General features: G+C 44.5%; 19 protein-coding genes and 1 tRNA gene. 4 read left to right on the top strand and 16 right to left on the bottom strand.

Going from position 1 to position 26,531, the window contains the following annotated elements:
• The first annotated feature begins 160 nt into the window (after window positions 1-160).
• The gene (locus V7K27_RS25690; RefSeq protein WP_334951074.1) at window positions 161-670 is read left to right on the top strand and encodes an AAA family ATPase; all 510 of its coding nucleotides are present in this window, start codon (window positions 161-163) and stop codon (window positions 668-670) included.
• A gap of 118 nt (window positions 671-788) precedes the next feature.
• Window positions 789-1,796, top strand: coding sequence for a DnaJ C-terminal domain-containing protein (locus V7K27_RS25685; RefSeq protein ID WP_334951072.1), 1,008 nt, complete (start codon window positions 789-791; stop codon window positions 1,794-1,796).
• A gap of 195 nt (window positions 1,797-1,991) precedes the next feature.
• On the opposite strand, the gene V7K27_RS25680 is transcribed toward V7K27_RS25685, so the two are convergent.
• The 4 genes from V7K27_RS25680 to V7K27_RS25665 form a co-directional block, all read right to left on the bottom strand.
• Window positions 1,992-2,645, bottom strand: a complete 654-nt coding sequence (locus V7K27_RS25680) for a glutathione S-transferase family protein (protein ID WP_334951070.1) — start codon at window positions 2,643-2,645, stop codon at window positions 1,992-1,994.
• Between the two features lie 114 nt (window positions 2,646-2,759).
• On the bottom strand, window positions 2,760-3,362 hold the full coding sequence (locus V7K27_RS25675; RefSeq protein WP_334951069.1) for a Uma2 family endonuclease: 603 nt from the start codon (window positions 3,360-3,362) through the stop codon (window positions 2,760-2,762).
• A 36-nt stretch (window positions 3,363-3,398) separates the two neighbouring features.
• Window positions 3,399-3,953, bottom strand: a complete 555-nt coding sequence (locus tag V7K27_RS25670) for a peroxiredoxin family protein (RefSeq protein WP_334951067.1) — start codon at window positions 3,951-3,953, stop codon at window positions 3,399-3,401.
• Window positions 3,954-4,197: 244 nt separating this feature from the next.
• Complete coding sequence (locus V7K27_RS25665) at window positions 4,198-4,809, bottom strand: peroxiredoxin (RefSeq protein WP_334951066.1); 612 nt, start codon at window positions 4,807-4,809, stop codon at window positions 4,198-4,200.
• 131 nt (window positions 4,810-4,940) lie between these two features.
• Between V7K27_RS25665 and V7K27_RS25660 the strand changes: the two genes are divergently transcribed.
• Both V7K27_RS25660 and V7K27_RS25655 read left to right on the top strand, forming a co-directional pair.
• A complete protein-coding gene (locus tag V7K27_RS25660; RefSeq protein WP_334951065.1) occupies window positions 4,941-7,079 on the top strand; it encodes an amylo-alpha-1,6-glucosidase in 2,139 nt (712 codons plus the stop codon).
• 22 nt (window positions 7,080-7,101) lie between these two features.
• Window positions 7,102-8,079, top strand: coding sequence for a DUF4351 domain-containing protein (locus V7K27_RS25655; protein ID WP_334951087.1), 978 nt, complete (start codon window positions 7,102-7,104; stop codon window positions 8,077-8,079).
• An 89-nt stretch (window positions 8,080-8,168) separates the two neighbouring features.
• On the opposite strand, the gene V7K27_RS25650 is transcribed toward V7K27_RS25655, so the two are convergent.
• The 12 genes from V7K27_RS25650 to V7K27_RS25595 form a co-directional block, all read right to left on the bottom strand.
• Window positions 8,169-8,242, bottom strand: a tRNA-Met gene (locus tag V7K27_RS25650).
• 146 nt (window positions 8,243-8,388) lie between these two features.
• Window positions 8,389-10,698, bottom strand: a complete 2,310-nt coding sequence (locus tag V7K27_RS25645) for a peptidoglycan DD-metalloendopeptidase family protein (protein WP_334951064.1) — start codon at window positions 10,696-10,698, stop codon at window positions 8,389-8,391.
• Between the two features lie 791 nt (window positions 10,699-11,489).
• Window positions 11,490-11,951, bottom strand: coding sequence for a tRNA (cytidine(34)-2'-O)-methyltransferase (locus V7K27_RS25640; protein ID WP_334951063.1), 462 nt, complete (start codon window positions 11,949-11,951; stop codon window positions 11,490-11,492).
• A 193-nt stretch (window positions 11,952-12,144) separates the two neighbouring features.
• A complete protein-coding gene (locus V7K27_RS25635; protein ID WP_334951062.1) occupies window positions 12,145-12,309 on the bottom strand; it encodes a hypothetical protein in 165 nt (54 codons plus the stop codon).
• A complete protein-coding gene (gene gshA, locus V7K27_RS25630) occupies window positions 12,288-13,427 on the bottom strand; it encodes a glutamate--cysteine ligase (protein ID WP_334951061.1) in 1,140 nt (379 codons plus the stop codon). Before gshA ends, V7K27_RS25635 begins: the two co-directional genes overlap by 22 nt.
• A 188-nt stretch (window positions 13,428-13,615) precedes the next feature.
• Window positions 13,616-15,448, bottom strand: a complete 1,833-nt coding sequence (locus tag V7K27_RS25625; RefSeq protein WP_334951060.1) for a hypothetical protein — start codon at window positions 15,446-15,448, stop codon at window positions 13,616-13,618.
• Between the two features lie 102 nt (window positions 15,449-15,550).
• On the bottom strand, window positions 15,551-16,270 hold the full coding sequence (locus V7K27_RS25620) for a DEAD/DEAH box helicase family protein (RefSeq protein ID WP_334951058.1): 720 nt from the start codon (window positions 16,268-16,270) through the stop codon (window positions 15,551-15,553).
• 72 nt (window positions 16,271-16,342) lie between these two features.
• A complete protein-coding gene (locus V7K27_RS25615) occupies window positions 16,343-19,657 on the bottom strand; it encodes a translation initiation factor IF-2 N-terminal domain-containing protein (RefSeq protein WP_334951086.1) in 3,315 nt (1,104 codons plus the stop codon).
• A gap of 347 nt (window positions 19,658-20,004) precedes the next feature.
• The gene (locus tag V7K27_RS25610; RefSeq protein WP_334951057.1) at window positions 20,005-20,628 is read right to left on the bottom strand and encodes a Uma2 family endonuclease; all 624 of its coding nucleotides are present in this window, start codon (window positions 20,626-20,628) and stop codon (window positions 20,005-20,007) included.
• A 232-nt stretch (window positions 20,629-20,860) separates the two neighbouring features.
• A complete protein-coding gene (locus V7K27_RS25605; protein ID WP_334951056.1) occupies window positions 20,861-22,267 on the bottom strand; it encodes a family 2B encapsulin nanocompartment shell protein in 1,407 nt (468 codons plus the stop codon).
• A gap of 275 nt (window positions 22,268-22,542) precedes the next feature.
• A complete protein-coding gene (locus tag V7K27_RS25600) occupies window positions 22,543-23,952 on the bottom strand; it encodes a family 2B encapsulin nanocompartment shell protein (RefSeq protein WP_334951055.1) in 1,410 nt (469 codons plus the stop codon).
• 176 nt (window positions 23,953-24,128) lie between these two features.
• On the bottom strand, window positions 24,129-26,387 hold the full coding sequence (locus tag V7K27_RS25595; protein WP_334951054.1) for a family 2 encapsulin nanocompartment cargo protein terpene cyclase: 2,259 nt from the start codon (window positions 26,385-26,387) through the stop codon (window positions 24,129-24,131).
• Window positions 26,388-26,531 lie beyond the last annotated feature (144 nt).

Below are 26,531 nucleotides of genomic sequence, written 5' to 3'. Positions count from 1 at the left end.
CCCGATAAATTGGGGGGAACCTTAAAAGCCCCCAATTTATCGGGGGTTGGGGGATCTCTTGTGCGTAAGTCCTATAGTCATTAGTCATTGGTTAATAGTTACAAGTGACAAAGGACAAAGGACAAAGGACAAAGGACAAAGGACAAAGGACAAAGGACAAATGACTAAACTCATCTTGTTAATTGGTCTTCCAGGTAGCGGTAAGTCAACTTTGGCAAAACAATTACTGGCAGAATGTCCCCAGATGTCACTGATTTCTACGGATGTCATCCGGGGACAATTATTCGGTTCCCAAGCCGTTCAGGGTCCGTGGGTGCTGATTTGGTGCGAAATTGAGCGGCAATTTCAGCAAGCTATTTCTACAGGTAATACAGCAATTTTCGATGCCACCAATGCCCAACGCCGCCATCGTCGTGAAGTCATTGCTTTAGCCCGTGACTTGGGCTTTACCCACATTACGGGAATTTGGGTGGATACGCCAGTTTGGTTGTGTTTGGCACGCAATAAAAGGCGATCGCGCCAGGTTCCTGAAGAAATTATTTTGCGGATGCACCGTCAACTCCGAGATGCCCCCCCAAGCCTGGAAGAAGGTCTAGACAGCCTGATCCGCCGATCAGAAAAATCGGAGTACGGAAATTGCGATCGCTCGGTGAGCAAGAACCACACTTGATTTTCTATATTGTTTGTTAATTTAAAATCAGATTCTTTTTGCTTGGCACTATACCTGGCAAACTACAAATCTCTGATCTTAAAAAAACATAACGGGAATTTCTATAGGAGGCTGGTAGATGGCTGCAACCGACTTCAAAGACTATTACGCTATTTTGGGAGTTAGTAAGACTGCCACTCCAGAGGAAATTAAACAAGCCTTTCGGAAACTAGCCCGCAAATATCACCCTGATGTTAATCCAAACAACAAACAGGCAGAAGCACGCTTCAAAGAAGTTAGCGAAGCTTACGAAGTTGTCTCAGATGCAGATAAACGCAAAAAGTACGACCAATTTGGTCAATATTGGAAACAAGCTGGTGAAGGTTTCCCATCCGGTGGCGTTGGTCCCGACATGGGTAACTTTGACTTCAGCCAATACGGTAATTTTGATGAGTTCATCAATGAGTTGCTAGGACGCTTTGGTGGTGCTACCCCTGGTGGTGGGCGACAAAATTACTCACAAAGTTACTCTTACAGCAGTTCTACAGGTGCGCCAAGTGGTTTTAACGGCTTTAACGATTTTGGGTTTCAAGATGCAGGTGCGGCTACTACCCAAGATAGTGAAGCTGCGATCGCTCTAACTTTTGCTGAAGCATTTAATGGTGTGCAAAAGCGCTTCAGTTTAGGTAACGAAACAATAGATGTCCGCATCCCATCTGGGGCTAGAACTGGTACTCGCCTACGCGTGCGGGGTAAAGGTCAAATTAACCCGATGACTCAACAACGAGGGGATTTATACTTAAAAGTCGAACTTCAGCCGCACTCGTTCTTCCAAATGGAAGGCGATAATCTTGTTTGCGAAGTGGCAATCACACCAGATGAAGCTGCTTTGGGAGCGTCTATTGATGTACCCACTCCCGATGGTCCAGTTAATGTTAAGCTGCCTGCGGGGGTGCGTTCTGGTCAATCCCTGCGTTTACGTGGCAAAGGTTGGCCTGTAGGCAAAGGTGGACGCGGCGATCAGTTGGTGAAGGTGGCGATCGTTCCACCAAAAGACCTCAGCCAACAAGAGCGGGAATATTATGAAAAAATCAGGGCTATACGTACTTATAATCCCCGTAGTCATTTGCAGCAAGTCAGGCTGTAAATATTTTGGATTGTAGAGACGTGAAACTTCGCGTCTCTAAATTAAGTAACGCCATGTGCGACTTGATCTCAAACCTAACCCCCAACCCCAACCCTTGTAGCGTTGGGGAGCAAAAATCAAAGCCTCTCGACCCTTCGGACAGAGGAATGGAAGCGGGGTTCCAAGAATAAGTCGCACATCGCGTTAAGTATGAATTTACCGTGCCATTCTCGCCACCACGATGGACTTAAACACTTCGATTGCCTCCGGTGTAGCCTCGGTAGCTTGCCACGATGGACGTACAATCAAGCGATCGCACCAAGCATTTAATTTGGGATAGTCACTCAAGGATACGCCTACACTTGGCAACACATTTACCACAGTTCCAGCCACAACCTCGGCGAGAGTCAGGTTGTGACTAGCAAAGTAAGGGCGATCGTCAAGTAAATTTTCAAAAAACTTCAATACTATGGCAATTTTTTGCTGTGCCTTCTCGATTTTCTCTGGATCTCCTCCAGGCAAGCCAAGAAACTGAGGTAGAAAGGTAGTGGTTGCTGGCAAAAGTTCATTCACAGTTACCAGTTGTACCATCCGGGCGATCGCTAAATCCTTGGCATCTTTAGGCAACATCGCAGGTGTCGGGTATTTTGCCTCTAAATAGTCCAGAATTGCTAAAGATTCTACTATATTAAAGCCGTCATCTACTAACGCGGGAATGTGATGAAAGGGGCTAATTGCTAAAAAATCTGGTTTCAACTGCTCCCCATTCAGTTTTATCTCTACTAATTCAAACTCAAGTCCTTTTTCCAGCAGAGTAATCCAGACGCGGCGCGAATTGGGAGAAATTGGCGAATGATAAAGTGTCAACATGAGAAAACCTTACAAATTTATGAGTAGGGTAGACATTTTCACTTTACACTTACAGTGGTTTTTAAATGCTGATTTATCATTCTTGGCTTCATCTGTCTGCCTTTTAAATTTAAACTAAGAAATGGCATCACCCGCATTGCTTTCTCCGGCGTTCAGTACTTGCTCTGCGGTTAGCTGTAATTCTCTTAAGATGGTAGAAGCGATCGCTGTATTTCCTGTAAACACAGTTTCTTCATAAAACCCATCAACTAAAGTCAGTACGGTAACTCTGTTCCTTTGGGGGTCAACAATCCAATATTCGGCAATTCCCCTTGCAGCATACTCGGAGCGTTTGTAGCGATAGTCCCGGTCTTCGTTAGCTTTGCCAGGAGAAACAACTTCGACAACTAATGCTGGAGGTGGCATATCCAAGGTGATTGTAGATCGTGTTGCACGTTCTAAGACTGTTGCTAGTTCATCCGTCAGCACAACTAAGTCAGGAATGCGAGTTGTCGCACGAGAACCAGCAACAACAATTTCAGCTTTATTACTCAACCGATTAACCGGGACAAACTTGAGGAAATTTACTAGCAAAAAGAGAGATATCTGGACATTTTTTGGGCTTTCGGGTGGCATTACAACTAACTCACCTGCCACCAGTTCATATTGGTTATCAGTGCGATCGTCATACTTCAAATATTCCTCAAGCGTTAGACGTTTGCCAGTGATTGCGGTCATATAGCGTAAAGGGGAGTCGCGTACTGATAGTTTACTTCAATCTCGTATAGTCTCTATATTGAATTGTTCTAACAATGTCTCAACGCTAGCATTGTGATCCAAAAAAGAAAATAAATGCCAGTAGCGAAGTTTTCCTTCTTTATCTAATACGAACTGTGCTGGTAAAGGCGCTCCCAGTGCTTGTCCTACTTGATATTTACGAAACACTCGACAACTGGGATCACTCAGCAACGGCATTTTTAAACCTAAATCCTTCACAACTATTTGACTCTGCCGTTCATCGGTACTAGTAATCATTAAAACTTCTATACCACGATTTTTAAATTGTTCGTAGTTTTCATTCAAAGCTTTGATGTGAGGAAAACAAAATGGACAATATTGCTTTTCGGTAAAGATCCGAGTCAAGGCGAGTAACACTGGTTGCTTGCCTTTATAATCACACAATTTTACTAAAGTTCCGTTGGTAATATCTGGCAGTTGAAAGTCTGGTGTTCCCACTCCCAACCTGAGTTTATTGCTAGCTGGAACTGGTAAAAAGTTGCGGAAGAATCGCTCATTTAATAAGCCACTAAAATCAGTTGAAGTCAGCATAATAACATTTTGGATTTTGGATTTTGGATTTTGGATTGTCAAAGAGTTATTAGATAAGCTTTTGGGCGCTTAATCTGTCGGAATAATTGTTCAAACTGGATTATTTAAATACTATTTTATAAGAAAACCACAGATAGATACGGAGGTTAACACTGTTTAATGTGTATCTCTGTTTATCTGTGGTTTTCATTGATTTTGCTCTCAACTCCAACAGGATGGATTAGAGTTTGCTAGCTAGCGAAATTTAGACGGCAGAGAAGTAAACTTTAGACTTCACTGGGTCAGGATTCATTGTCTTGTCCCCAGGTTGCCAACCAGCTGGGCAAACTTCGTCGGGGTGAGACTGAACATACTGAATTGCTTGTAATGTCCGCAGGGTTTCATCAACGCTGCGACCAAAAGCTAGGTTGTTAATAGTGGCGTGCTGTATGATACCATCTTTATCAATGATGAACAGACCACGCAAGGCAATGCCTGCTGCTGGGTCAAGAACGTTGTAATCGGCACTAATCTCTTTCTTGATGTCGGAGACTAGAGGATAATTCAGGTCGCCGACGCCGCCAGACTTACGATCTGTTTGAATCCAAGCGAGGTGGGAGAATTCACTATCAACGGAAGCCCCAAGGATTTCCGTATTAATTTTATTGAATTCTTCGTGGCGATCGCTAAATGCTGTGATTTCAGTAGGACAAACAAAGGTAAAGTCTAGTGGGTAGAAAAACAGGACGACATACTTACCGCGATAATCGGAAAGTTTGATTGTCTTAAATTCCTGATCTACCACAGCCGTTGCTGTGAAATCGGGAGCTTGTTGACCAACGCGGAGGCTTGCTTCGGTTCCGTAAGTAAGGGACATTAACCTAATTCTCCTTTATCGGTTTAGTAGCGTTGGAATTCGGGTTAAGTAAAACTCACCCATCCACGCTCTCACAGTTTAATTACAATCTGTTACGACTATATCATACTCATAACGATTTTGAGTAGCAAATGGCTGATTTAGATACAAGAGAATGGGTACTTACCAATGGCTTAGGAAGTTTTGCCAGTGGTACAGTTTCTGATGTCCGCACGCGCACTTATCATGGTTGGCTGTTTGCGGCGACAAACCCGCCTTCTGGGAGGACTCTGCTGTTTTCGCACCTAGAAGCTAGCTTGGAAGTATTAGGGAGCGTTGTGGCACTGGGGACAAACTTTTGGGGTAACGGTCAGATTGAGCCGACAGGCTACGAACTGCTACGTTCTTTTGATATTAGCCCAGTTCCAAAATGGACTTGGGGTCAAGATAACTGGCAGTTAACTAGACAATTGATGATGCCTTATGGTTGGGGAGGGAGTAGCGAAGAGAATCCCACTCCCCACTCCCTACTCCCCACTCCCTACTCCCAATTTTGCCATCGGATTTTAATCCACTATCGCTACGAGGGAAGTCATACAGCGATTTTACGGCTGCGGCTGTTGATCGCAGAACGTGACTTTCACCACCAGCAGACTGCTGGCCCAAAATTACAGTTCTCGCAAATGCTAGGACAACAGCAAGTCTGTCTGCAAGCAATCAATTCTGGGCGCTTCGGTATACCTTGGAACTTGCGCTGGACACAAGGAAATTATCAACCAGATGCAGTTTGGTATTGGCATTATGGATTGCCGGAGGAGACGAAACGGGGATTAGGCGACAAGGAAGACCTCTACAGTCCTGGTTACTTGATAGTCACACTCCAACCAGGAGATGCAGTGACTCTAGAAGCACGAGTAGGTTTTCCCGACTCGATGCTAAGTGTTATCACGGACAAAACTTTTGCAGAAGCTGTGGAGGCAGAGCAAGAACGGCTCTCACAGATTTTTGGATGGGGAGAGAGGGGCGGAAATCAATTCAAAATTCAAAATTCAAAATTCAAAATTAAAGAACTTCTGCCTCCTGCCTCCTCTTTGCCACTCCCCAGTACAGACGCGATTAATCGCGTCTCTCCTCACTCCCCACTCAGCCAACAACTACTCAAAGCAAGCGATCAGTTTATTGTCTATCGAGCCTCAATTGCTGGCCCCACAGTTATTGCTGGTTATCACTGGTTTAATGACTGGGGACGTGACACATTAATCGCCTTACCGGGGTTGGCACTAGTTCCACAGCGCTTTGATCTGGCAAAAGGAGTATTGCGAACTTTTGGGCATTATTGTCGTTACGGTTTGATTCCTAATGCATTTCCTGATGTGAATGGCGAACCAATTTATAACAGTATTGATGCGGCGTTGTGGTGGATTGAAACTTTAGGACTTTATTTAGAAGCTACCCAAGACTGGAATTTTTTGGCAGAGCAATTCCCTGTAGTACAGCAAATCTACAAAGCATTTGTCGGTGGTACACATTTCAATATCCAGGTGGATGCTACTGATGGGCTAGTTAGTTGGGATGCTCGTGGTGTAGCCCTCACCTGGATGGATGTGGTAATTGGGTCACACCCCGTGACTCCCCGTTACGGTAAGCCAGTGGAAATCAATGCGCTGTGGTATTCTGCTTTATGTTGGCTGAGTCAGTGGGCAGAACGATTGAGCCAGCTTGAGTATGGTGAGCCAGTGCGTCTCACTAAGCAAGCACAGCGTTATGCTCAACAAGCAGAACACGTAAAAACCTCGCTGCAAAAGTTCTGGAATCCTCAGCTAGGTTATCTTTACGATACTATTGAGCCGGACGATCGCCGGAATTTTCAAATTCGTCCCAATGCTGTTTTGGCGCTATCGCTGCACCATTGTGGGTTTTCTGAACAACAAGGGTGTCAGATATTAGATTTGGCAACTGCCAGCTTGCTGACCCCCTATGGTCTTCGCAGTCTCGATCCAGGAGATCCCGAATATAAAGGGAAATACCAAGGCAACTCAGAGCAACGCGATCGCGCTTATCACCAAGGCACTGTTTGGGCTTGGCTAATTGGCCCATATATTCGGGCTTGGCAACGTTTTTATCCACAGCGATCGCTACCTTTTGATTGGCAACCTCTGCGAGATCACTTTTTATCTGACGCTTGCCTTAGTTCTATTTCTGAGATTTTTGATGGCGATTTACCTCATACACCCAGAGGTGCGATCGCTCAAGCTTGGTCAGTCGCTGAAGTCATCCGCCACATTAAATAGTGCTGAGTCTACCAATCAACTCATGAGCGAGAAACGAGAAAGAGCCGATAATGATTCCCCGTGGAAAGAAATCCTAGAAGCTTACTTCCCCCAAGCAATGCAATTTTTCTTTCCGCAAACAGCAGCACTAATTAATTGGGAACGTCCCCATGAGTTTCTTGATAAGGAATTTCAACAAATAGTCCGCGAAGCAGAACTTGGTAGAAGATATGCAGATAAATTGGTCAAAGTCTGGCAAATTCAAGGAGAGGAAATTTGGCTGTTGATTCATGTCGAAATTCAGGCAAAATCGGAAGATAATTTTGCTCAAAGGATGTTTTCCTACAACCTGCGAATTTTTGACAAATTTGCTAAACCAGCCATTAGCCTAGCAATTTTGTGCGATGCTGACTCGAATTGGAGACCAAATCAATACAGTTATAATTATCCCGATTGTGGTCTGCATTTTAGATTTGGAACCGTCAAATTGCTCGATTATCAAAATCGCTGGACAGAGTTAGAAAAGAGCGATAATCCCTTTGCGACGGTGGTAATGGCACATTTGAAAACCCAGCAAACTACTAAACAGCTGGGAGAAAGGAAAACGTGGAAATTTAGTTTAATTCGGCGATTGTATGAACAAGGGCTGCAAGAAAAGGATATTCGTAACCTCTATCGTTTTATCGATTGGGTTATGATTTTACCAAAAGGATTAGAAGCAGAATTTTGGCAGGAGTTTAAACAATTCGAGCAGGAGCGTACCATGAGTTACATTACCACAGGCGAGCGCATTGGCTACGAGCGAGGGAAGGAGGAAGGACAACAGGAACAAGCACAAACACTTGTACTACGACTGCTACAAAAACGGGTAGGAGAGTTACCACAACAGGTTCGAGAACAGATTCAGGGTCTTTCTCTAGAACAATTGGAAACACTGGGTGAGGCTTTGTTAGATTTTAGTGCGATCGCTGATTTGCTCAACTGGCTACAAACTCATCAAACAGTTAGCGCTGAGTCCTGAATATTAGAGGTCAAACTTGTCTCTTACAGAGCAGTCAAAGTTACTCTATCTTTACTCGACTTATCGCTCGCTACTTATAAATTTTAAAATGGCTCAGGTCGGAGTTGAACCAACGACCCCAGGCTTATGAGTCCCGTGCTCTAACCAACTGAGCTACTGAGCCAGATTTATTCAAATCATTAACTAATATAGCATACAAATTTGCTCAAGACTAGCCTCTTTGGGAATTTTGTTAGAACTTGTATCCCTGTTGAGGTCATAGAAAGCAAAAGAGGGAGGTGAACTCCCTCAGTTACAGACAGTCAAGAATTACAGGCGATTTGGTAGGAAGGCTATTGGGTTAACAGCACCCTTGCCTGATGGATGAATTTCAAAGTGGCTGTGTGGCCCAGTGCTGTGACCGGTGCTACCCATTAAAGCAATTGTTTCTCCTTGATGCACTAGCTGACCAGGTTGCACCAGAATCTTGCTGTTATGACCATACCGAGTCATACTGCCATCGGGATGACGAATATCGACAAGGTTGCCGTAACCGCCATTGTTCCAGCCAGCTTTTTCTATCGTACCCTCTGCTGAGGCAACAACTGGCGTACCAGTGGAGTTAGCAACGTCAATTCCCTTGTGCAATCTACCCCAGCGCCAACCATAACCAGAGGTGAGAGTACCCTTCGCCGGCCATGTGTAAGCTATAGATGAGCTAGATGGAGGGGGTATAGTTTCGTCAATTTGTCTGGGCAGATATTGATCCACTGCTGCCAAAGGTGGTATCCGCATCTGTGGAGAAACTGTACTTCCCCGCATCTTTCCTAAAGAGTCAGAGGCATTTACTCTTCCAGCAGGCGTTTTAACCCTTGTGCCAGATGGATTGCCAGATGGATTGTCCGAGGGAGTCCACTGACTAGCAGAGCCTAGATTGGGCAAGAAATCTGGGTTTACTGGCTCGTTAGCCGGCATAGTAGCACGGTATTGAGACTTAATTGGTTGAAAGCTATAGTTAGCTCTAATCGGTGTAGGAACTGGAATTTGTATCGCTACACTATTCGGTCGAACTACAGACTTGGGTACAGTGAAATTATTGGGGCTAGAAATAGGAATGAGCATCGCAGCATTATTAGTTTCGCTAGCTGCTGCTGGCACAATTAAGTTCCCAGACTGTTGAGCGCGATATTTCTGCTGTAACCTCTGGATTTCCGATTGTAAGCCCCGCAAACGGTCATTATTGTTGTTATTGTTTACCCTTGCTACCTTATTTGTTGGCGTTTTCGGCTGTTGCATTTCTACAAAAGCCTGTGGCACTGGAATGTCACCACCGACGCCATAAGAAGTTACAGCAGTGGGGGCTGTTTGGCGTTTGGTTGCACTATTTGCCTGAATCTGAACAATTACCGGTGTAGGGGCGGCAACGCTACTGTTGTCGGCAATAGTTGGTGATTGTGAAGTAGGTAGATATGAGTTAGCACTACCAATGTTGACATTATCGGAGGTGGCAACATGAGGAGTATTGCTGGACTCTACAAAAGTGGGGTTACTTGCTACAGTTGCCTCAACTTGAGCAGTAGGAATAATCAGTTTTTGACTAATTTTCAGTTGATTTGGATTATTAAGGTTATTTGCCTTAACTAGTTGTGATACTGAAGTTTTGTATCTGCTGGCGATCGCTGCTAGTGTATCTCCAGGCTTAACTTGGTAGGCTGTATGAGTCGAGGACGCAATAACTGTTGGTTTGGCTGGTACCAGTGCAGTCGTCTGTGTCTTCTGTTTTAACCTCGATATCAGGTTCGCTTTGCTGGCATTCTCAGAAGTATCCGACTGGGCTAATACAGTCTTCTCAACGACAGTCGCCGGCTGCACCAACCCCATATCAGCTTGTGATAAATTTTTAGTCTCCCCAGACCGCAACTGCGCCAGACTCTTTCTTAAACGATTCGATTTTTCTTGTAAGCGATTCAGTGCGAACTCTTGTTGCGCCTTAAGTTGTGCATTTATTTCACTGTTGGCTGCGGTTGACGTTGCCACTGTTTGTGGCTGGGCAGTTAGTGATGCATTTATACTACCAACACCATCAGCACTATAGTCAGACAGATTATTGACTGTTGGGAAACTAGTTTCCGCTAAGGTATTGTTCAATCCCTGTGCCACTTTCGGCTTCAGGTAGGTAGAATTTTTATAACCTGGTGTTGCTTGAGAAAATGTGTTTGATGCCGGAACTTCCAAAGACATTCCACTTGCCGCAACTTGCCATTTAGCTTCAAGCCCAGGCACTTGTGAGACTGCGGTTGGTTCCACGATCGCAGGATTTTCCGGCACGCTCGCTGATGAGACTGCTTGGGACTCCAGCTTTGTGGAGGCGAATTTCACCTCAGTGTCAGGAACAGCAGGAATCGCTGAAGTTGCCTTTTGGCTGCCTACAGGCACTGCTGCTTGGGCTTGATCGCTTTGTCGAGTCACCAAAAGGCTGGTTGCTCCCATAGAGATTGCCAAGCCAATCATCGCGGCTTTTGTTCGCACCCGGCGGTTAACTTTTGGATTCATCATATTTACCAGTTTTACCGGGGAATCATCATCGCTAGGGTTATTGTTCAACACAGCTTTTACTCTCTTTTTCAATGCTCGTTTCAAAGACGACCTCCTACGATCACTAGCGCTTAACTGACCTCGATTTTTCAGTTGGATACTAGTCAATGATTTAGATCACAACGAACGATAGATCAAGATCACATTCACCAGAGATGCTTACGCAAGATTAACCTGCTTCTCTGATTTAGACAAGTTCACCTGTTTTAGCAAAATTTAAAGTTTGCTGTGTTTACTTGTCCGAACCACTCCTAACACCACTTAGGACGTTTTACTCTTTACCATTGTCCGCGCTTGTCTTGCGTCAATCGCGGCGACTGGGCAAATAGTTTGCCTAGTCCATAGTCGCTGTTAATAATTAAATTCCTGCGACTTCTGGAAAAGTTATATCCCCTGCTGTAGATATCTTCAAGATATTTCTACCCAATCCGTCTTCTCAACAAGAGACTTTAAGTTGATTATTCCCTAAAAAACAACCGTATGAAGCATCGGCTACTTTTGGGCTGCTTTCTGGCGTTCATTGAGCCAGAATAGCTCAAATGTATAACATGAACGGATTTTAGTGCTTTTGTTCCCCCATTTAGGATGTTTCAAATTCATCAAAATCTATCATTCAAATTTGGGAATGTCCCAAGTTTTATATACAGATTTCTTATAACAACCTTCCTATGCTTGTAAGTATCTTCCACTACAATTTGGCGATCAATCTTATTATATGTATTTTTTTTGACAATTTATTCCAGTAACCAGAAAATTTTTGTCGCCACAAATAACTCGTATAATAGATTTCTGGAGATACTATAAGTATATTTACTTATGCTTCTGGAGGTAAACAACTATTGTAAATAGCCTAACTGACGACGGGTTTCAAATAAGCCAATTGCCACACTCACTGACAGATTCAAGCTACGAACCCCGGGTTGGCTCATGGGAATATACAGGGTAGCATCGCAATCTGACAGAATTGCTGGTGGTAAGCCCGTGGTTTCACTACCAAACAGCAGCCAATCATCAGGTTGAAACTGAAAGCTGACATAATTAAAATTTCCACCAACCGTATAACCCAACCATCTGCCTCCACGCTCCTGATGTACGGTTTTAAAAGCTTCTAGCGATTCATGATAGTGTAATTTGACATAAGGCCAGTAATCCAAGCCCGCTCTTTTGAGGTAGCGATCGCTAATTTCAAATCCCAAAGGTCCCACCAAATGTAACTCTGTACCCGTAGCTGCACAAGTACGGGCAATATTACCTGTATTAGGGGGGATTTGCGGGTTAACTAAAACTACATGAGGCATTGTCCGTATAATTTTCGTATTGTATAAAACAATTTATTGTAAATGTTAAATCTACCAAAAGGTAGAGGCGATTCATAGCTTTTATTAATAATAATCAACCATCCTCCATCGATTAGATTTTTAAAACGAAGCACAAATCCTCCCAGAGGAATACCTGAGAGGATATTTGGTTAAAATCAGAAAATATTAAGTTTTATGTAGAAAGAGTGGGGAGTGGGGAGTGGGGAGTGGGGAGTGGGGAGTTATAAGAATTCTTTCCCCAATGCCCAATGCCCAATGACAAATGACAAATGACAAATGACAAATGACAAATGCCCAATGCCCCTACCTCTTCAATTAAGCCAGTAGGGACGAACACAATTTGTCTTCAAGTTCGATTTCGCGTTCTTGGGTGGCGATAATAGCCTGAGTAATGACACGCTGGCTGTCGAAACCGACTGCGTGTAATTGCAACCACTGTTGAGCTTCATTGCCTTCGCGGAGGATTTTTTGCAAAGGGGAAAGGAAACAACTAAAGCCTTGTTGTTTAGCGATCGCCCAAACATCTTGGTACATTTGAGCAATCCAATCTCTCGCTAGGATACTTCTGCCATCTTGCCAATGTCTCAAATTAGCATCAAGACTACTAACAGCAGCAGCAGCTTCGTTGTCAGCAGTCAGGGTGACGAGTTCTTCAGCAGAGAAGGTACTTTGGGTTAACGGATCAATGCTGGGATTTTCGATTATTTGCAATAAACGCGCTTCTAATAAGGCACTAATCGCTAGCAAGGCAATGGGATCTGTGACTAAATCACATATTCGCAATTCTAGACGATTCAAGTCGTAGGGACGGCGATCGCCATTTGGTCGTACTGATGCCCATAAATGTCGTATATTTTGCATTGTTCCAGCAGCCAGTTGATCTTCCACCCACTGAATATGATCGGCGTGGCTGGCAAATAACGGTACATGACTAGGCGTTTGCGGAAAGAGTCCCCAACGGGTGGAGTGATAGCCAGTAGTTTTCCCATCCAAGAAGGGAGATGAGGCGCTGAGGGCGAGAAATAGAGGTGCTTCCATACGAATCACCCGACACGCCCGCATTAATACTTCTGGGTCGCTGATGCCGACATTAATATGTACACTAGCGGTGACTACTTTTGTTCCGTAGGTGTTCTCAATGTAGTCATGATAAGGGTTTGCTGGATCGGAACGCAGAAAGCGATCGCCACCACCCAAAGATAAAGTACTTCCCGGTATCAAGGTATAATTGCCCAAGCGATCGAGGTAGTTTCGCAACTCTCGCCGGGGACGCAGCAAGGCACACAATAAATTATCGTAATTAGGGGATGGTTGAGTTATGTATTCCACGTTGCGGCTATCTGGCTCCCGCATAAATCCATCCAAATCTGCAACGATTTTGTCGGAGAGGCCCACGATTTCACCTTGAGGCGTGCCAGTGTACATCTCTATCTCAAAGCCTTTTAATAAAACCACATTGTTCTCCTCGGCTCTCTCTGCCTATAAATTGTATCGAATCAGACGAATTTCTGTATCTATCTTTAAGTCAATCAAAGGTTAAGAATCATTTAATTGCCAACTCACCCGAAATCAGGACGACAGATTTCTGGGCTGTCTTCCGTAAAATTATTACTATTGAAGTATGAAAAATATTCTAATATGTGTTATTCACGGGAGAGAATAAAATCATTGGGTGAATCACTCTCTTGGGCAATATTGAGACGTAGAAACTGCGCCCATACTTCATCACTCAGTAAGTTTAAAGCAGTTTTAGGATTGTTAATTGCGATCGCGCGGATAACTTTACGCCATCCCTGCTGTAATGACTCAATAAAAGCCTCTTCAATAGAAACTTGATTCAGCAACGAAAGTGCCGTTTTAAAACTTGCTGAATCAGCTTGTATATTCTTCGATCTTAACCCTTGAAGTGCTACATTCAACCACACAGGCAGAAGTTCCAGCCAGTTGTTTTGCTGTATCTCTTTGAGTGCAATATCTTCCATACCTAGCGCACCCCACATACATAAAGACTCTACAGCAAGTTTATAATCGCGGTTTTCTAGAGCATTTCGCCATAATTTTTGAGCGTGATTTTGGAAGCGATTAGCGAGAAATTCATAAGCTTCCTGAACTTGATGCAAAATTGTAACTTTATAAACTGACTCGCCTCGTGGTAGGTAGTCGCCGCGATAGGATAACCAGTTATGAGATCCACAAAGATGGATTTCCTGATCAACTATTACTTCTTTGACATGGGAATCTCCCAACCAAAAAACCTGTACAGATGGTAAACCATCAGGGGTTTTTATCGCTCGAAGTTTTTTCTCTACTTCTGGTGGAATTGGCTTATCTTCATCTTCTTCTCGCCGCGAAATTCCATGTCCAATTAAAATCCAAACTCCGCGATTAGCTAATTTCTGTAACAGAGTTATAAATGTTTCATTTACAACTGCCTGATTCACCCAAGGAGAATAAATTATAACCTGATTTTTAGCCGAATTTAAAACTTCTGAAAAAGCTTGGCTAATTTGTCCATCGCGTAACTGTGTAGCTTCACCTACCACTGTAGAATTATCTAGTTTTTTACCAGCTTTTGTGGCAGTTTCTAGCGCCTTCTGGCGAATATTTTCGAGTCTAGCTTCTATTTCAGTATTTTTTTGCTTGAGAATGGCTTCACGTTCAAAATTGATGGTTTCGGTTGACAATTTACATAATGCTTGCAAAGATATTTTCTCTTCAGCGTGTAGCACTTCCAACCAATTTGATGCTGACTCTAAAATTTGCTTTCCATTTCTTATTTGAATATTCAATTTATCTTCAAGTGCATCGAAGATAATGAAAAGCGATATCTTTTTCCAAAATTTTTCAGTCGAAGCTATTACCTTATAGGAAGTGACAATTTTTCCCTCTTCTCGCAGATGAAGCGCTAAACCTGAAGCTTGAATACTTTTTTGTATTTCCTCAAGCGATAACAAAGAAATCTCACTAATTGTATGATCAATAGTTATAAAGTCTGCCAAGTCAGGCAAATTTATCACTGTCTCATTTAAAGATTCAGATTGAAAGGTGATTTTGTCGCTTAAAGGGTCTGTAATAGCATTAAGCTGTACAGGATATGGCGGCTGTGGTACAGACCCTTTTTCATAAAATGAGCGACCTTCAGGAGTGACTGTTAGTGGCGATGTTGCTGATAGAGTTTGTAATGTCCGAAGAGTTGCAGTAGTAGTTTTAATAAATACAGAATCCAGCCCAAGTACAGAGGCTAATTCATCCTCTGTTGGTGGAGGTTGAAATTCAATAGCAGCGCGGATAATAAATTCTTCGAGTACGTTAAACTGGCGGGGTTCTTTGATATTTACTTCTACCGGAGTTTGACGCAAACTATAACGGAATTGACGCGCTGCTAAAACTGATAAACTAAGGCTTTGCGCTTCTATTTCGTCTACCAACTTCTTAAGATTGTCATCAATTGGTTTAGCTGAAGAGGCGAGAAACATCAATGAAACCTCCATGTTGACGCACGATATCTGAAACATTGGAGTACATACTCCCGACTTCTCCACCCTGTTGGGTGAATAGCGAATGACAACCGACAATTACTAGTAGTTCTGAGCGCGGGAAAAAGCAACGTTAACTCGTTCTGGCTTTTTGGCAAATCCCACATCTCCTCTACTATTATTGCGAACCATACTCACAATTACAACAGGTCGTTCCATACCTTGAAATCGGTCTACTGTACCAGTGGTGATTTGCAACGATGGGAAAAGTTCAGATTGTAGGCGTTCATCAATTTTTCTGAGTTGATCGCCATAAAAAGTAATCACGGCGATTTCTTTTTTTGGTTTACCATTAGCAACTTTAGAAGCCCAAGTAGTCTCAAATTGCTTACACAGACGTACAATGGCATCAATTTCTTGAGTATTAAAATAAGAAGTTCCGTTTCGTTCTTGTTCCTCTAAAAATTTCTTCTCTATAGGCGTTTTTACCCAAATAATATGGTGAGATTCTTTGATGATTTTGCCTGCTAAATTATGTGCGCGTTCGGTATCAGGCTTCAAAATACCACATTCTAGTTTACCATGATAAAACTGATTGATTGCGCCCATAATTATGGGGTGCATTCGATATTGAATATTTAACATTTTTTTGATGCTATCATTAGCAGTCTCAAAGTGAATTTTAAACAGTGATTCTTGCAATAATTGTAATTCTGTATTTGTGCTGCCAATCTCTTGAGAAACTTCCTCTAAAGTCTTAGTGTCAAGCATGGGTGGTAATTGTCGATGATCGCCTACCATGACTAACTTTTTGCCTTTCAAGGCTGGAATTAGTAACTCTGGTGGAGTACATTTACTAACTTCATCAATAATGACGACATCAAAGTATTTAAATTATTTTGAAAAATCGTAATTTGCAGCTTGAACGCAAGTGATACCAATGACGTTGGCATTATTTAGATAAATCTGCCTTAAATCAGTGCGATCGCCTTCAGTTGGCTTTCTTAATTTTCCAATCCAATCTTGAACAAAATTCTGATATCTGTTGAGATAAATTTCGTCTTTTTGGAGTTGCTGTTGCCAAGATTTAAACTGAGTATTGATAGTGTGTAAAAAGTCTATATTAAACAAGTCTGTAGAATCAACTTTAGGCTTGAATTTACTAGGGATATCTTCCCAAATTGACTGCCACCAAGTTCGCTCAGTGGATATATAGTTTAATTGCTGCCGCAAATTCTCAACAATTTTCTGTATTTGGCTTTGAGTTTCTATAAATTGTTTTTTGTAAGTTTCAGTTATTTTATGCAAGCTAGTAATGCGAACTATCAGCAAGTCTTTGCTAGCCGAAAGTGTAGCAAAAGGATCGATTAAGGAAATCAAAGTATTAAGTTGTTTTGTACAATTTCCCCAGTGGCGGATTTTTGCTGTAAATCGTGGTGTCTCAGTTAGAATATTTGAAGGATTATCGAGGTATTGTTGCACTAAAAGCCTTAATTCTTTGGGTAAGTATGGGAAGGGAAAAAGTTCTTGTAAGAGTGCGATCGCTCTTTTTAATTTTAAGTCAGCCTCACTACAAGAAGTTTCTAGCTGCTCTTGATTAGCAGATATTTTTTGCTGCTCATTAACCGCCAACCTCATCTGTTCATTTAATTGAACCTCAAGCTGCTTTTGCTCTTTTTCTGTTTCAGTCTGTAGTTGCTTGAGCCATGTACGCGCACTTGTAACTATGCCGTTGACCACTTCTGCGGTAATTTGAGAGAGAACCAATTCACTCTCAACAGGTTGAACTCTTTGACGTATAATCTGGGCTTGTCTTTTAATAGCCTTAAGAGTTATCGCCGCACCATAACGGCGGCTATATGGACGTAACTTTTGAGCTATAAAATCCAAACTTTTCTGCTTGAGAGCGATCGCAAGCACCCATTCAATAATCCGACCCCAGACCCCTAGTGGTTTCTCAATGTTATCAATGCTATGTTGTGCTAGTTGCTTCAGGTTTATAAGGGATTCCATAGGGTCTAGCGCTTTACTAAAGCTGACTTGGGAAATAGCAGCTTTATTGATTGAGTGATTACCTAGTAGATTTCGCCCCCGCACGAGTAAATTGTTTATCTCAATAATCTGACTCCATACCCTATCCCATTCATGGTATTTCTGAATTAACTTATTAACTTTTACCCGACACCGATCAAGACTTTGTTGCCAGGGTAGATATTGATCTGCGATCGTCATGCTTTGCAATCCCGAAGGTAATGAGATTAAGTCAACTGTAAAGCCTTGACGATTTTGTAAGCACTGTTTCAATACATTGACAATATCTAAATTAGCTGTAGATAGCCATATATCAAGGTCATTTATTGCTAAACTGACCTCAGATTCACGGTTATGTAAATTCCTAATTCTTTGGTGCAAACTTTGCTGGTTTGCAAGCAATTGTTGGTGATTTGACTTTAAGCGAGCAAGAAATTCTGAATTTTGTGTGTAAGTCTGTGCAGTTAAATCCGCTTCGGTCATTACCATAGCTATATCACTGGCGTAGGCTAATGCTGTGCGAACTTCAGTAATCCAAGAAGCTACAGTTTTATGCAACCAACGAGCTAAACCAAATAAGCCGTAATTTGGGTGAACTATACCAAGTTCAGAAGCCAAATCAATTGCTAACTGAAGATTTACAGCAAAGTTTCGCAAGGAAGCGTCTGTAGATGTGTATTTGTTCAGACCCGCCCACAAATTAAGAAGTGCTGGATCTTGCCAGTCTACTGAAGGTGCTTGATTCAGCAACTCCTCCAAAGCAGTTTTCAAAGATTCGACCTCACCCAGTTGAGATGCAGCTTGATTGTATTCTTTTTTTTGGGTCGTACAAGCTGACTCTAAATTTGCTTTACGTGTCTGTAATAGATTCTGCTCTCCCTTAAATACCTCTTCTACTTTCAGGTATGTTGTGAATCGTTGTGATGCTGCCAAAAATTGAGGTAAAACTCTTACATTATCGAGGCGTTGGGTAATATTTTTTTCGCAGTAAGTAGCAGTATTTTCTAACCATGTGCCAATCACTCGATCTTCTAGAAATGGCTGTCCTTGTACCCCAACTTTTTCGGCTTTTCCCTTTCGCACAGCCCGGATTACAGGGTTATGAACTAATCGACTCAGGACGTTATCTACTGCTAAATTGGCTTGAGAAGTAATTAGAGTACGTCCACCGCGTAGAGCAACTTGATAGCAAATCTCGGCAATTACGGTAGTTTTACCAGTACCTGGCGGTCCTTGAATGACAACTAAATCTTCAGCTGCAAGCACCATTTCTACTGCTGCTTTCTGACTAGGATTAGCTGAGGATAACAACAAATCTTCTGGTCGCAATTCGACAGTTTTTAGAATAGGTCTTGCTTGGGAAGCGTCGAATAAAAAGTTTCCCAAATAAGGATTTTGGGTGCGTCCCTGTTTTAATTGTGCCAACGCTTCTTTTTTGCGTTTAATCTGTTGGATGTCACCAACTGCCTCGAAAAACAAAAATCCGGTAGCTGGTAGCTGATAACGCCCTGCTGCCATATTGTCAGCTAAATCGTCTTTTAGCGTCACGCTTATGGTACAACTGTTTGGGACAACTTTTTCAATAGTTCCCAATTTATTGCGGTTGCTATGCCAGTTTTCTCTTGTGGGAGTAGTCTCGGAGAGCTTAATCTCTTCGTTTTTTGCTAGTTTTACCCGTTCCCAGAAGTTTTCCACAGTTAAGGAATTTTCATCAGAACCCTCAAGAGTAGCTGAGGTTACGTCAATCCCAAAAGTGACCTGTCTTCCGAAGCCATTGTGGGTGAGAAAAGAGACACAAAATTGGCGTCCTTTAGCGATTTTTTCCTCAATCTGTAAAAATACTTCCCAAATTCGTATGTTAGAGGGACGATTTGTTACGATTATAGGTTTAGGAATTTTCAAAATTTGTTGTTTGAGAAGTGGAGCAAGTCGATTTTGAGAGATAATCTCTGGTGATTTTGGTTGATGACTGGTTATACCTAATTCATTTTTAGGTGTCTCCTTTTTAGATGCAAGTTTTTCAGCAGCTAAACGGATTTGTTCTGCCTCAGATTCGGAAATCCTGCTGCTATGGCTTCTGACTACGATATTGAGTTTGTCGCAAATTGCTAGTAACTCTTTGTTCTCCAAATTCAATTCTTTTGATAGCTCATAGATTCTGAGTTGGGCGTTGTTCATCCACAGCTTGCCTTTACTAACAAAGGTTTCCAAGTCTAGTATTCCCAAATGCTGGCAAGGAACAACATCTTAAATTTCTGCTGCTTTGCCTATTTTAGGTAGTATTACCCACCAAGAATAAAATTCCCGACTTCTCTAAGAAATCGGGAATCTAAGCTTTTTAATTTTCACAAATCAAATATAATTACTATCTAGTGTGTATTGTCAATACTACACAGTCACTCAAAACATAAATTTAGGACGAAAAATGTCAGCTTTGGTGATGGCTAATTTGTCCACTATATTGCCTCAATTTTATATACCAAATTTTTGAGATTATTATTAATAGGTTTAGCAGAAATCGCCAGCTATTTGTGAAGCGCCTGCTGAAAAGTCTTGATGGCATCAACATGATTCACCATATTAATGCAGCGTAACAACAAATCCAGATCGATACCTTTAACCTCCTCACTACTAGAAACCCTTTCATAGTGAAGTGCGTTGCCTTCTTTCCGCAGGTGATAAACTTCTAACACTCCATCTTCCCAGAACCACACTTCTGGAATCAACAGCCGCTTGTATGCCTCCAGTTTGTTGATACCGCCACTGGTAAACACCACCTCGATCGCCAAATCGGGACGCACTCGACCAGGGGCAAGTTTATAAGATTTATCTGCTTCTCGCTTGACAGCACCCGATTCACTTTCTAAGGTCATTGATCCAGTTGGAGTAAAGTCAAACCCTGCCATGAGCAGGTAAAGCTCTAACAATGCGCCGAGTCTTTCCTTAACGGTTTCGTGTGGTTCTCCAGGCATTCTTCGGATCTCCAAAATGCCATCCAGGAAAGACAGCCGATATCCTGGACGGTCTAATAACTGCTCAACTGCTTTGAATTCTCTCCAAGTCAGTCCTTCAAATAAAAGGGGTGATTCTTTTGTGGGTGTAGCGTAGACGCTTTGCGGCTTGTCGCCAGACATCGCTGCTGGGGTCATAAAAGTCTCCAGTCTGTTTCTAAATGAGAAATAATCAGTTTTGGAGGGCAGTTTGTTAATTGTAACTTCTTTCTAGGAGCTTAAAAATTACTTTTTCTCAGCCTTTTATATATATTTTTGGACTTTGGACAAAAAGAAGTAGTTCGCGTAAAACAAACGTTTTTGCATTTGAACGCAAGAGATACCAATGAGGTTGGTATCTCCTCCGTGTCCAGGTGTCCGACCCCTTTCCTCAGCGCCCAATTTCGACATCTTCGAGGATGCCGAGTGCGTCGGGGACGAGGACGGCTGCGGAGTAGTAGGCGGTAACGAGGTAAGAGACGATCGCCTTTTCACTGATGCCCATGAATCGCACAGACAGGCTGGGTTGGTATTCGTCGGCGATCCCAGTTTGGTGTAGCCCGATCACGCCTTGGTCTTTCTCACCAGTGCGGAGTACAAGGATAGAACTGGTCTGGTTCTTGGTAATCGGGATTTTGTTACAGGGAAGAATAGGTACATTGCGCCACGCGATTACCTTGCTCCCATCCATGTCGATACTTTGTGGATAGATGCCCAGACGGTTGCACTCCCGACTGAAGGCTGCAATAGTGCGGGGATGAGCTAGGAAGAACTTCGACTTCCGCCGACGCGTGACCAGTTCATCAAGATCATCGGGAGTCGGGGGACCACTGCGGGTGTAGATGCGCTGTTTGAGGTCAGCATTGTGCAGCAACCCAAATTCGCGGTTGTTAATCAACTCGTGTTCTTGACGTTCCCGCAATGCCTCAATCGTCAGCCGCAATTGTTCTTCCGTCTGATTGTACGGTTCATTGTACAGATCCGCAACGCGAGTATTCACCCGCAACACAGTCTGGGCAATGCTCAACTGATATTCGCGGGGTGAGAGTTCGTAGTCAACAAATGTTCCTGGTAACGCCGTCTCTGTGCGATGACCCGAAGCCAACGCGATCAAAGCTTCTCCATACTTGTTTTGTGGTTGTTCGGCGCGAGTCCTAAACTGCTCAACCTGAGCCTGCAACGCCTGCGACTGGTTGAGCAGTTCCCGAAACGCCTGTTGTGGTAGCGCCAATATTGTGCATCGGGTCACAGCCTTGACCGTGAACTTCCAACTGCTTTCTGACTCCACCAACACCTGATCGCCGAAATGGTCGCCATCCGCCAGCACATCCAACAGAGGCTGCTCGTCATACTTGCCAATACCAATCTTGTTCACCTTGCCATGAGCGATTAAGAACAGCCGCTCGGCTGGCTGACCTGACTGCACTATAATGTCACCAGGTGCGAACTCCTGCTGCACAAACCGACCCGCCAAGGCGCTCAACACCTGGGTGTCTTCAAACCCCCGCAGCAATGGCAACTCAGAAAGTTCTTGAGGAATCACCTGCACCGTAGCTCCGGTGTTGCTGAAAGTGACCTTTCCATCACCCACAGTATAGGTCAAGCGACGGTTTACCCGATAGGTGCCACCCTTCGTCTGCACCCACGGCAACATCTTCAACAACCACCGAGAGGTAATTTCCTGCATCTGCGGTGCAGATTTGGTGGTCGTGGACAAATTACGCGCAGCTGCGGTACTCAAACTCAGTTGAGGTTGTCCGCTCTCAATATCCAAACCCGAATCATTAGAATACGTCATTACCTCATCCTCTAGTTACTAATAAAAGTTAAAAGGGCGGTTAGAAACCGCGTCTACACAAGGCTTAACCCACCTCCGTGGGTTAAGAATCCTTGATTTATTAGTCCACGGAGGTGGACTAAGTTTTGTGTAGCCGCGTTCGCGTCAGCGTGCCGGAGGCTCTATTCCATTCGCCAAGGCTTAAGTTGACACTGTAATGCTTATAAGCTTTGATTTATCACCATTAGAGCCAAATCAGTTGTATGTGACAGTTGCGTAAGTCCTCTCACGAATACTTAACGCCCGATTTCGACATCTTCGAGGATGCCAAGTGCGTCAGGAATGAGGACGGCTGCGGAGTAGTAGGCGGTGACGAGGTAGGAGATGATCGCCTTTTCGCTGATGCCCATGAAGCGGACGGACAAGCTGGGTTGGTATTCATCGGGGATACCAGTTTGATGTAAGCCGATCACCCCTTGTTTTTCTACACCAGTACGGAGCAAGAGGATAGAACTGGTGCGGTTATTGGTGATGGGGATTTTATTGCAGGGAAATATCGGTACACCGCGCCAAGCTGTAACCTGAACGCCGTTCACATCTACACTTTGTGGATAGAGACCCAGGCGGTTGGCTTCCCGACCGAAGGCAGCGATCGCACGGGGGTGAGCCAGGAAGAATCCCGGCTCCTTCCATACCGTCGCCAACAACTCGTCCAAGTCATCGGGGGTGGGTGCGCCGCTAGTGCTGTAGATACGCTGTTTCAGGTCGGCGTTGTGCAGCAACCCGAATTCGCGGTTGTTGATCAACTCGTGTTCTTGACGTTCCCGCAATGCCTCGATAGTCAGCCGCAGTTGTTCTTCCGTCTGGTTGTAGGGTTCGTTGTAGAGATCCGCAACGCGGGTACTTACTTGCAACACCGTTTGGGCGATGCTCAACTCATATTCGCGGGGTGAGAGTTCGTAATCGGCGAAGGTTCCTGGCAATGTAGTCTCTTGGGGATGATCAGCCGCTAACTCAATGGCGGCTTCACCTTGAGAATTCTGTGGCTGGCTCAGGCGATCGCGCACCTGTTCAACATGAGTTCGCAACGCCTCGGACTGACCGATCAACCCCTCAAACACCTGTTGGGGCAGCGACAAAACTATGGTTCTGGTAATTGCCTTGAGGGTATACTGCCAGGTGTCCTCAGACTGCACCACAGTTTCATCGCCGAAATGGTCGCCGTCGGCGAGTACATCAAACACAATTTGCTCGTCATATTTGCCAACACCAATTTTGTTAACCTTGCCACGAGCAATCAGAATCACGCGATCGGCCGGCTGACCAATCTCGACAATCACATCGTCTGGGGCGAACTCCTGCTGCACAAACTGGTTTGCCAACGCGGTCAACACATCAACGTCCTCAAACCCACGCAACAAGGGCAACTCAGTAAGTTCCTGGGGAATTACCTGCACCGTCGCTCCGATGTTGGTGAAACTGACGCGCCCATCACCCACGGTATAACTGAATCGACGGTTGACGCGATATACACCACCTTTGGTCTGCACCCACGGCAATAGTCTCAACAACCACCGGGATGTAATTTCCTGCATCTGCGGTGCAGATTTGGTCGTCGTCGCCAAATTACGCGCCGCTGCTGTACTCAAACTTAACTGGGGCTGCTGATCTTCAACATTCAAACTGGGATCATTAGAATAAGTCATAACTTCATCCTCCAAGCTCTAGTTAGTAAAAAAATCGATCTCACATGAATTACGAATTATCAAAAAATTGGGTTTAAAACCCCGTGCTTTTAGCACCGCTTTAAGTTTTGTGGCTCTTTCTAAATCCCCGTTACAAAACTGTACTTCCGACTTCCGACTTCCGACTTCCGACTTCATTATCTTGACCCTAGACTCCCTGTACCGAGCAACGAGCCGATCCGTGCAGCCGAGGTTCCCAGTCCTCTCGGACCGTTGAGCAGCCGCACTATTGGGGAAGCACTATTACGCAATTCAAATTCCTTATAGCGGTCTACCGTTATATGCCACTTGAGAACGCCGCACATCCACTGTTCTAATTTCTCAACGTATCCGAGCAATTTCTTGCGGGTACTTTCATCCAGGTTGAAATCGTCGAAAAGGACAGGCAATTCTGTGGCAACAATGTGTTGAAACTGTTGCGCCCGAGCGGTCATCAGATTGTTAACAATCTCGACCGCCTGGGGCAAATCGCAGTTGAGGAAATTCTGAACAACCAGCACACAGTTATGGATTTCGCCTTCAAATTCGATTTCTTTCTGGTAGGAGAAGATATCGTTAGTGAAACAGGCGAAGTCGGCGGCAGAATTATCCAGCGATCGCATTGGTCGGCTGCGGTAAATTTCCATCGGGATCTCGCCACCCTGAGCTAGTCGAGATAGGCTCATCGTCAAATCTGAGCCAAAGGTCTTCCGGCGCATCTCCACATAATCTATCGGGTCTGGAATCCGATTTTGGATCTGGTTGGCAAGTTCCCACACCCAGCTGTCAGTCATATCCTGAATCGCTTGGCGGAACTGAGTCCGCGCGTTGGCAGACATCGGACTAGCAGTACGAGACCAAATATCTGCCAAGCCCCGCTCTACTGGATTAGTCGGCACTGCGGGGGGTGTGGAGTCGTCGAGGGGCATGAACGCCGACAGTCTGGCATTGAAAACTTTCGCGCCAACCATGTCCCGGTTATTCCCGTAGAGTGCTGGGAAGTAATCGTCGGCATAGGTTCCCCAGACAAGCCAGCAAGCGCTTAGATTTAGCTCATGAGCCGAACCATTTGGATGGATCAACGCACCGCATAGGGCAACATCGGCAACATCAAACTTGTGGTCATTCCAGATGAAGGCATCAGGAATACCAGGTAATGATTCCAGCATCCCCATTTGACGCGCCCATTCTTTGGAATGCTTCCGCGCAGCATCCAGATTGGGATTCAAAGTGGTAGAGAACGGCATATAAAACTTCGGCAGTTTCACCGGTCCCACAGCTTGGTATGGAACGTGCGTGAAGCTCTTGAACCTTCCCAAACCCAAGGTGGCGTATAAAGATTCAATCCGCGCCCCCGATGTGCCTAGCCCTTTGGGTCCGCCCAGAATCGTCGGTGTCGAAGAATTGTCCGATTCCTTGTTCATGTAGCGGCTCGATCGCATATGCCACTCGTGACCGCCCGACTGCCAATCTTGAAGTCCTTTGATGTAAAGGAGAACGTTCACACGCTCTACTGGGTCTAGTCCGTACTCCTCAAACAGGGAGGGCAACTCGGTGACGGCAGTGTTATCAAACTGGTATAACCGCGAACTCAGGAGTTCGTTAGTGAGGTTAGCTGCCTCCTGGGTACTCACATTCAGGAAGCGTTCCAAGACCAACACGCAGTTTGCATTCTCGCCTTCATCCTCTACTTCTCTCTGGTAGGAGAACAGGTCGTTGCGGAGATGCACCCCATCAGCAAATGTGTCTTTGAGTACACGCATTGGCCGAGTGGCGGCAATTTCCGCCGGCACCTCTACAAACACGGCATGTTCGATCAGATTCGCTGACCAGGGTGCGCCACCAACCTTGCGCCGCATCTCGATGTATTCGATGGGGTTGGCAATCCGATTCTGGTTGATATTGGCAAGTTCCCACATGGATTCTTCCAAGAGGTTCTTAGTACTCTCGAAGAACCGGAGCCGCCAGTCCACAGACTTAGTAAAGGCGGTGCGAGACCACAGGTTTGCCAAGCCCCGCTCTACTGGGTTGGTAGGAACGGGAGGGGTTTCGGTGGGGTACACCGACATAAATGCTGGCAGTCGGTCGAGATACTCCTTCGCCCCAGCCATATCTTGGGTGCGCTTATAGATTTCAAGGAAGTGATCGTCGAAGAAGAACACCCAAACATACCAGTCGGTTACTAGGTCAAGCTCGGTCCCTGGCGCATCTGGATGGGTATATGAGCAAAGCAAGGCGTAGTCGTGGGCATCGAATGTGCGCTCGTCCCAAATAGGCGAGCCTTCTGCTTCCTCTTGTGAGCCAAGTATCCCCATCTCGTAAGCCCACGCCTTGGAATGGACTCGTGCTGCTTGCAGGTTGGGGTTCAGCCGCGCCGGCCAAGGCATGTAAAATTCTGGCAGTTTAAAGGGTTGCATGATCTGCGTCTAACCTTCTCTCAGGTCTTCTTGCTATCTTCATTTGCCATCTGAACCAGTCATCCGTGGCAGTCAACGAGCATCCTTGCCACCTCGGACACGTTCTCAGTGCTGTTTCAATACATATTGGAGGATATTTTGTCA

This window comes from Nostoc sp. (assembly GCF_036919575.1).
GTDB lineage: Bacteria > Cyanobacteriota > Cyanobacteriia > Cyanobacteriales > Nostocaceae > Nostoc.
This window is presented reverse-complemented; position numbering and strand designations above follow the sequence as displayed.

What these genes read in the sequence shown, in the direction of transcription:
- V7K27_RS25690 (WP_334951074.1), top strand. Translation starts at nt 161, where the DNA reads ATGACTAAACTCATCTTGTTAATTGGTCTTCCAGGTAGCGGTAAGTCA.
- V7K27_RS25685 (WP_334951072.1), top strand. Translation starts at nt 789, where the DNA reads ATGGCTGCAACCGACTTCAAAGACTATTACGCTATTTTGGGAGTTAGT.
- V7K27_RS25680 (WP_334951070.1), bottom strand. Translation starts at nt 2,645, where the DNA reads ATGTTGACACTTTATCATTCGCCAATTTCTCCCAATTCGCGCCGCGTC.
- V7K27_RS25675 (WP_334951069.1), bottom strand. Translation starts at nt 3,362, where the DNA reads ATGACCGCAATCACTGGCAAACGTCTAACGCTTGAGGAATATTTGAAG.
- V7K27_RS25670 (WP_334951067.1), bottom strand. Translation starts at nt 3,953, where the DNA reads ATGCTGACTTCAACTGATTTTAGTGGCTTATTAAATGAGCGATTCTTC.
- V7K27_RS25665 (WP_334951066.1), bottom strand. Translation starts at nt 4,809, where the DNA reads ATGTCCCTTACTTACGGAACCGAAGCAAGCCTCCGCGTTGGTCAACAA.
- V7K27_RS25660 (WP_334951065.1), top strand. Translation starts at nt 4,941, where the DNA reads ATGGCTGATTTAGATACAAGAGAATGGGTACTTACCAATGGCTTAGGA.
- V7K27_RS25655 (WP_334951087.1), top strand. Translation starts at nt 7,102, where the DNA reads ATGAGCGAGAAACGAGAAAGAGCCGATAATGATTCCCCGTGGAAAGAA.
- V7K27_RS25640 (WP_334951063.1), bottom strand. Translation starts at nt 11,951, where the DNA reads ATGCCTCATGTAGTTTTAGTTAACCCGCAAATCCCCCCTAATACAGGT.
- V7K27_RS25625 (WP_334951060.1), bottom strand. Translation starts at nt 15,448, where the DNA reads ATGTTTCTCGCCTCTTCAGCTAAACCAATTGATGACAATCTTAAGAAG.
- V7K27_RS25615 (WP_334951086.1), bottom strand. Translation starts at nt 19,657, where the DNA reads ATGAACAACGCCCAACTCAGAATCTATGAGCTATCAAAAGAATTGAAT.
- V7K27_RS25610 (WP_334951057.1), bottom strand. Translation starts at nt 20,628, where the DNA reads ATGACCCCAGCAGCGATGTCTGGCGACAAGCCGCAAAGCGTCTACGCT.
- V7K27_RS25605 (WP_334951056.1), bottom strand. Translation starts at nt 22,267, where the DNA reads ATGACGTATTCTAATGATTCGGGTTTGGATATTGAGAGCGGACAACCT.
- V7K27_RS25600 (WP_334951055.1), bottom strand. Translation starts at nt 23,952, where the DNA reads ATGACTTATTCTAATGATCCCAGTTTGAATGTTGAAGATCAGCAGCCC.
- V7K27_RS25595 (WP_334951054.1), bottom strand. Translation starts at nt 26,387, where the DNA reads ATGCAACCCTTTAAACTGCCAGAATTTTACATGCCTTGGCCGGCGCGG.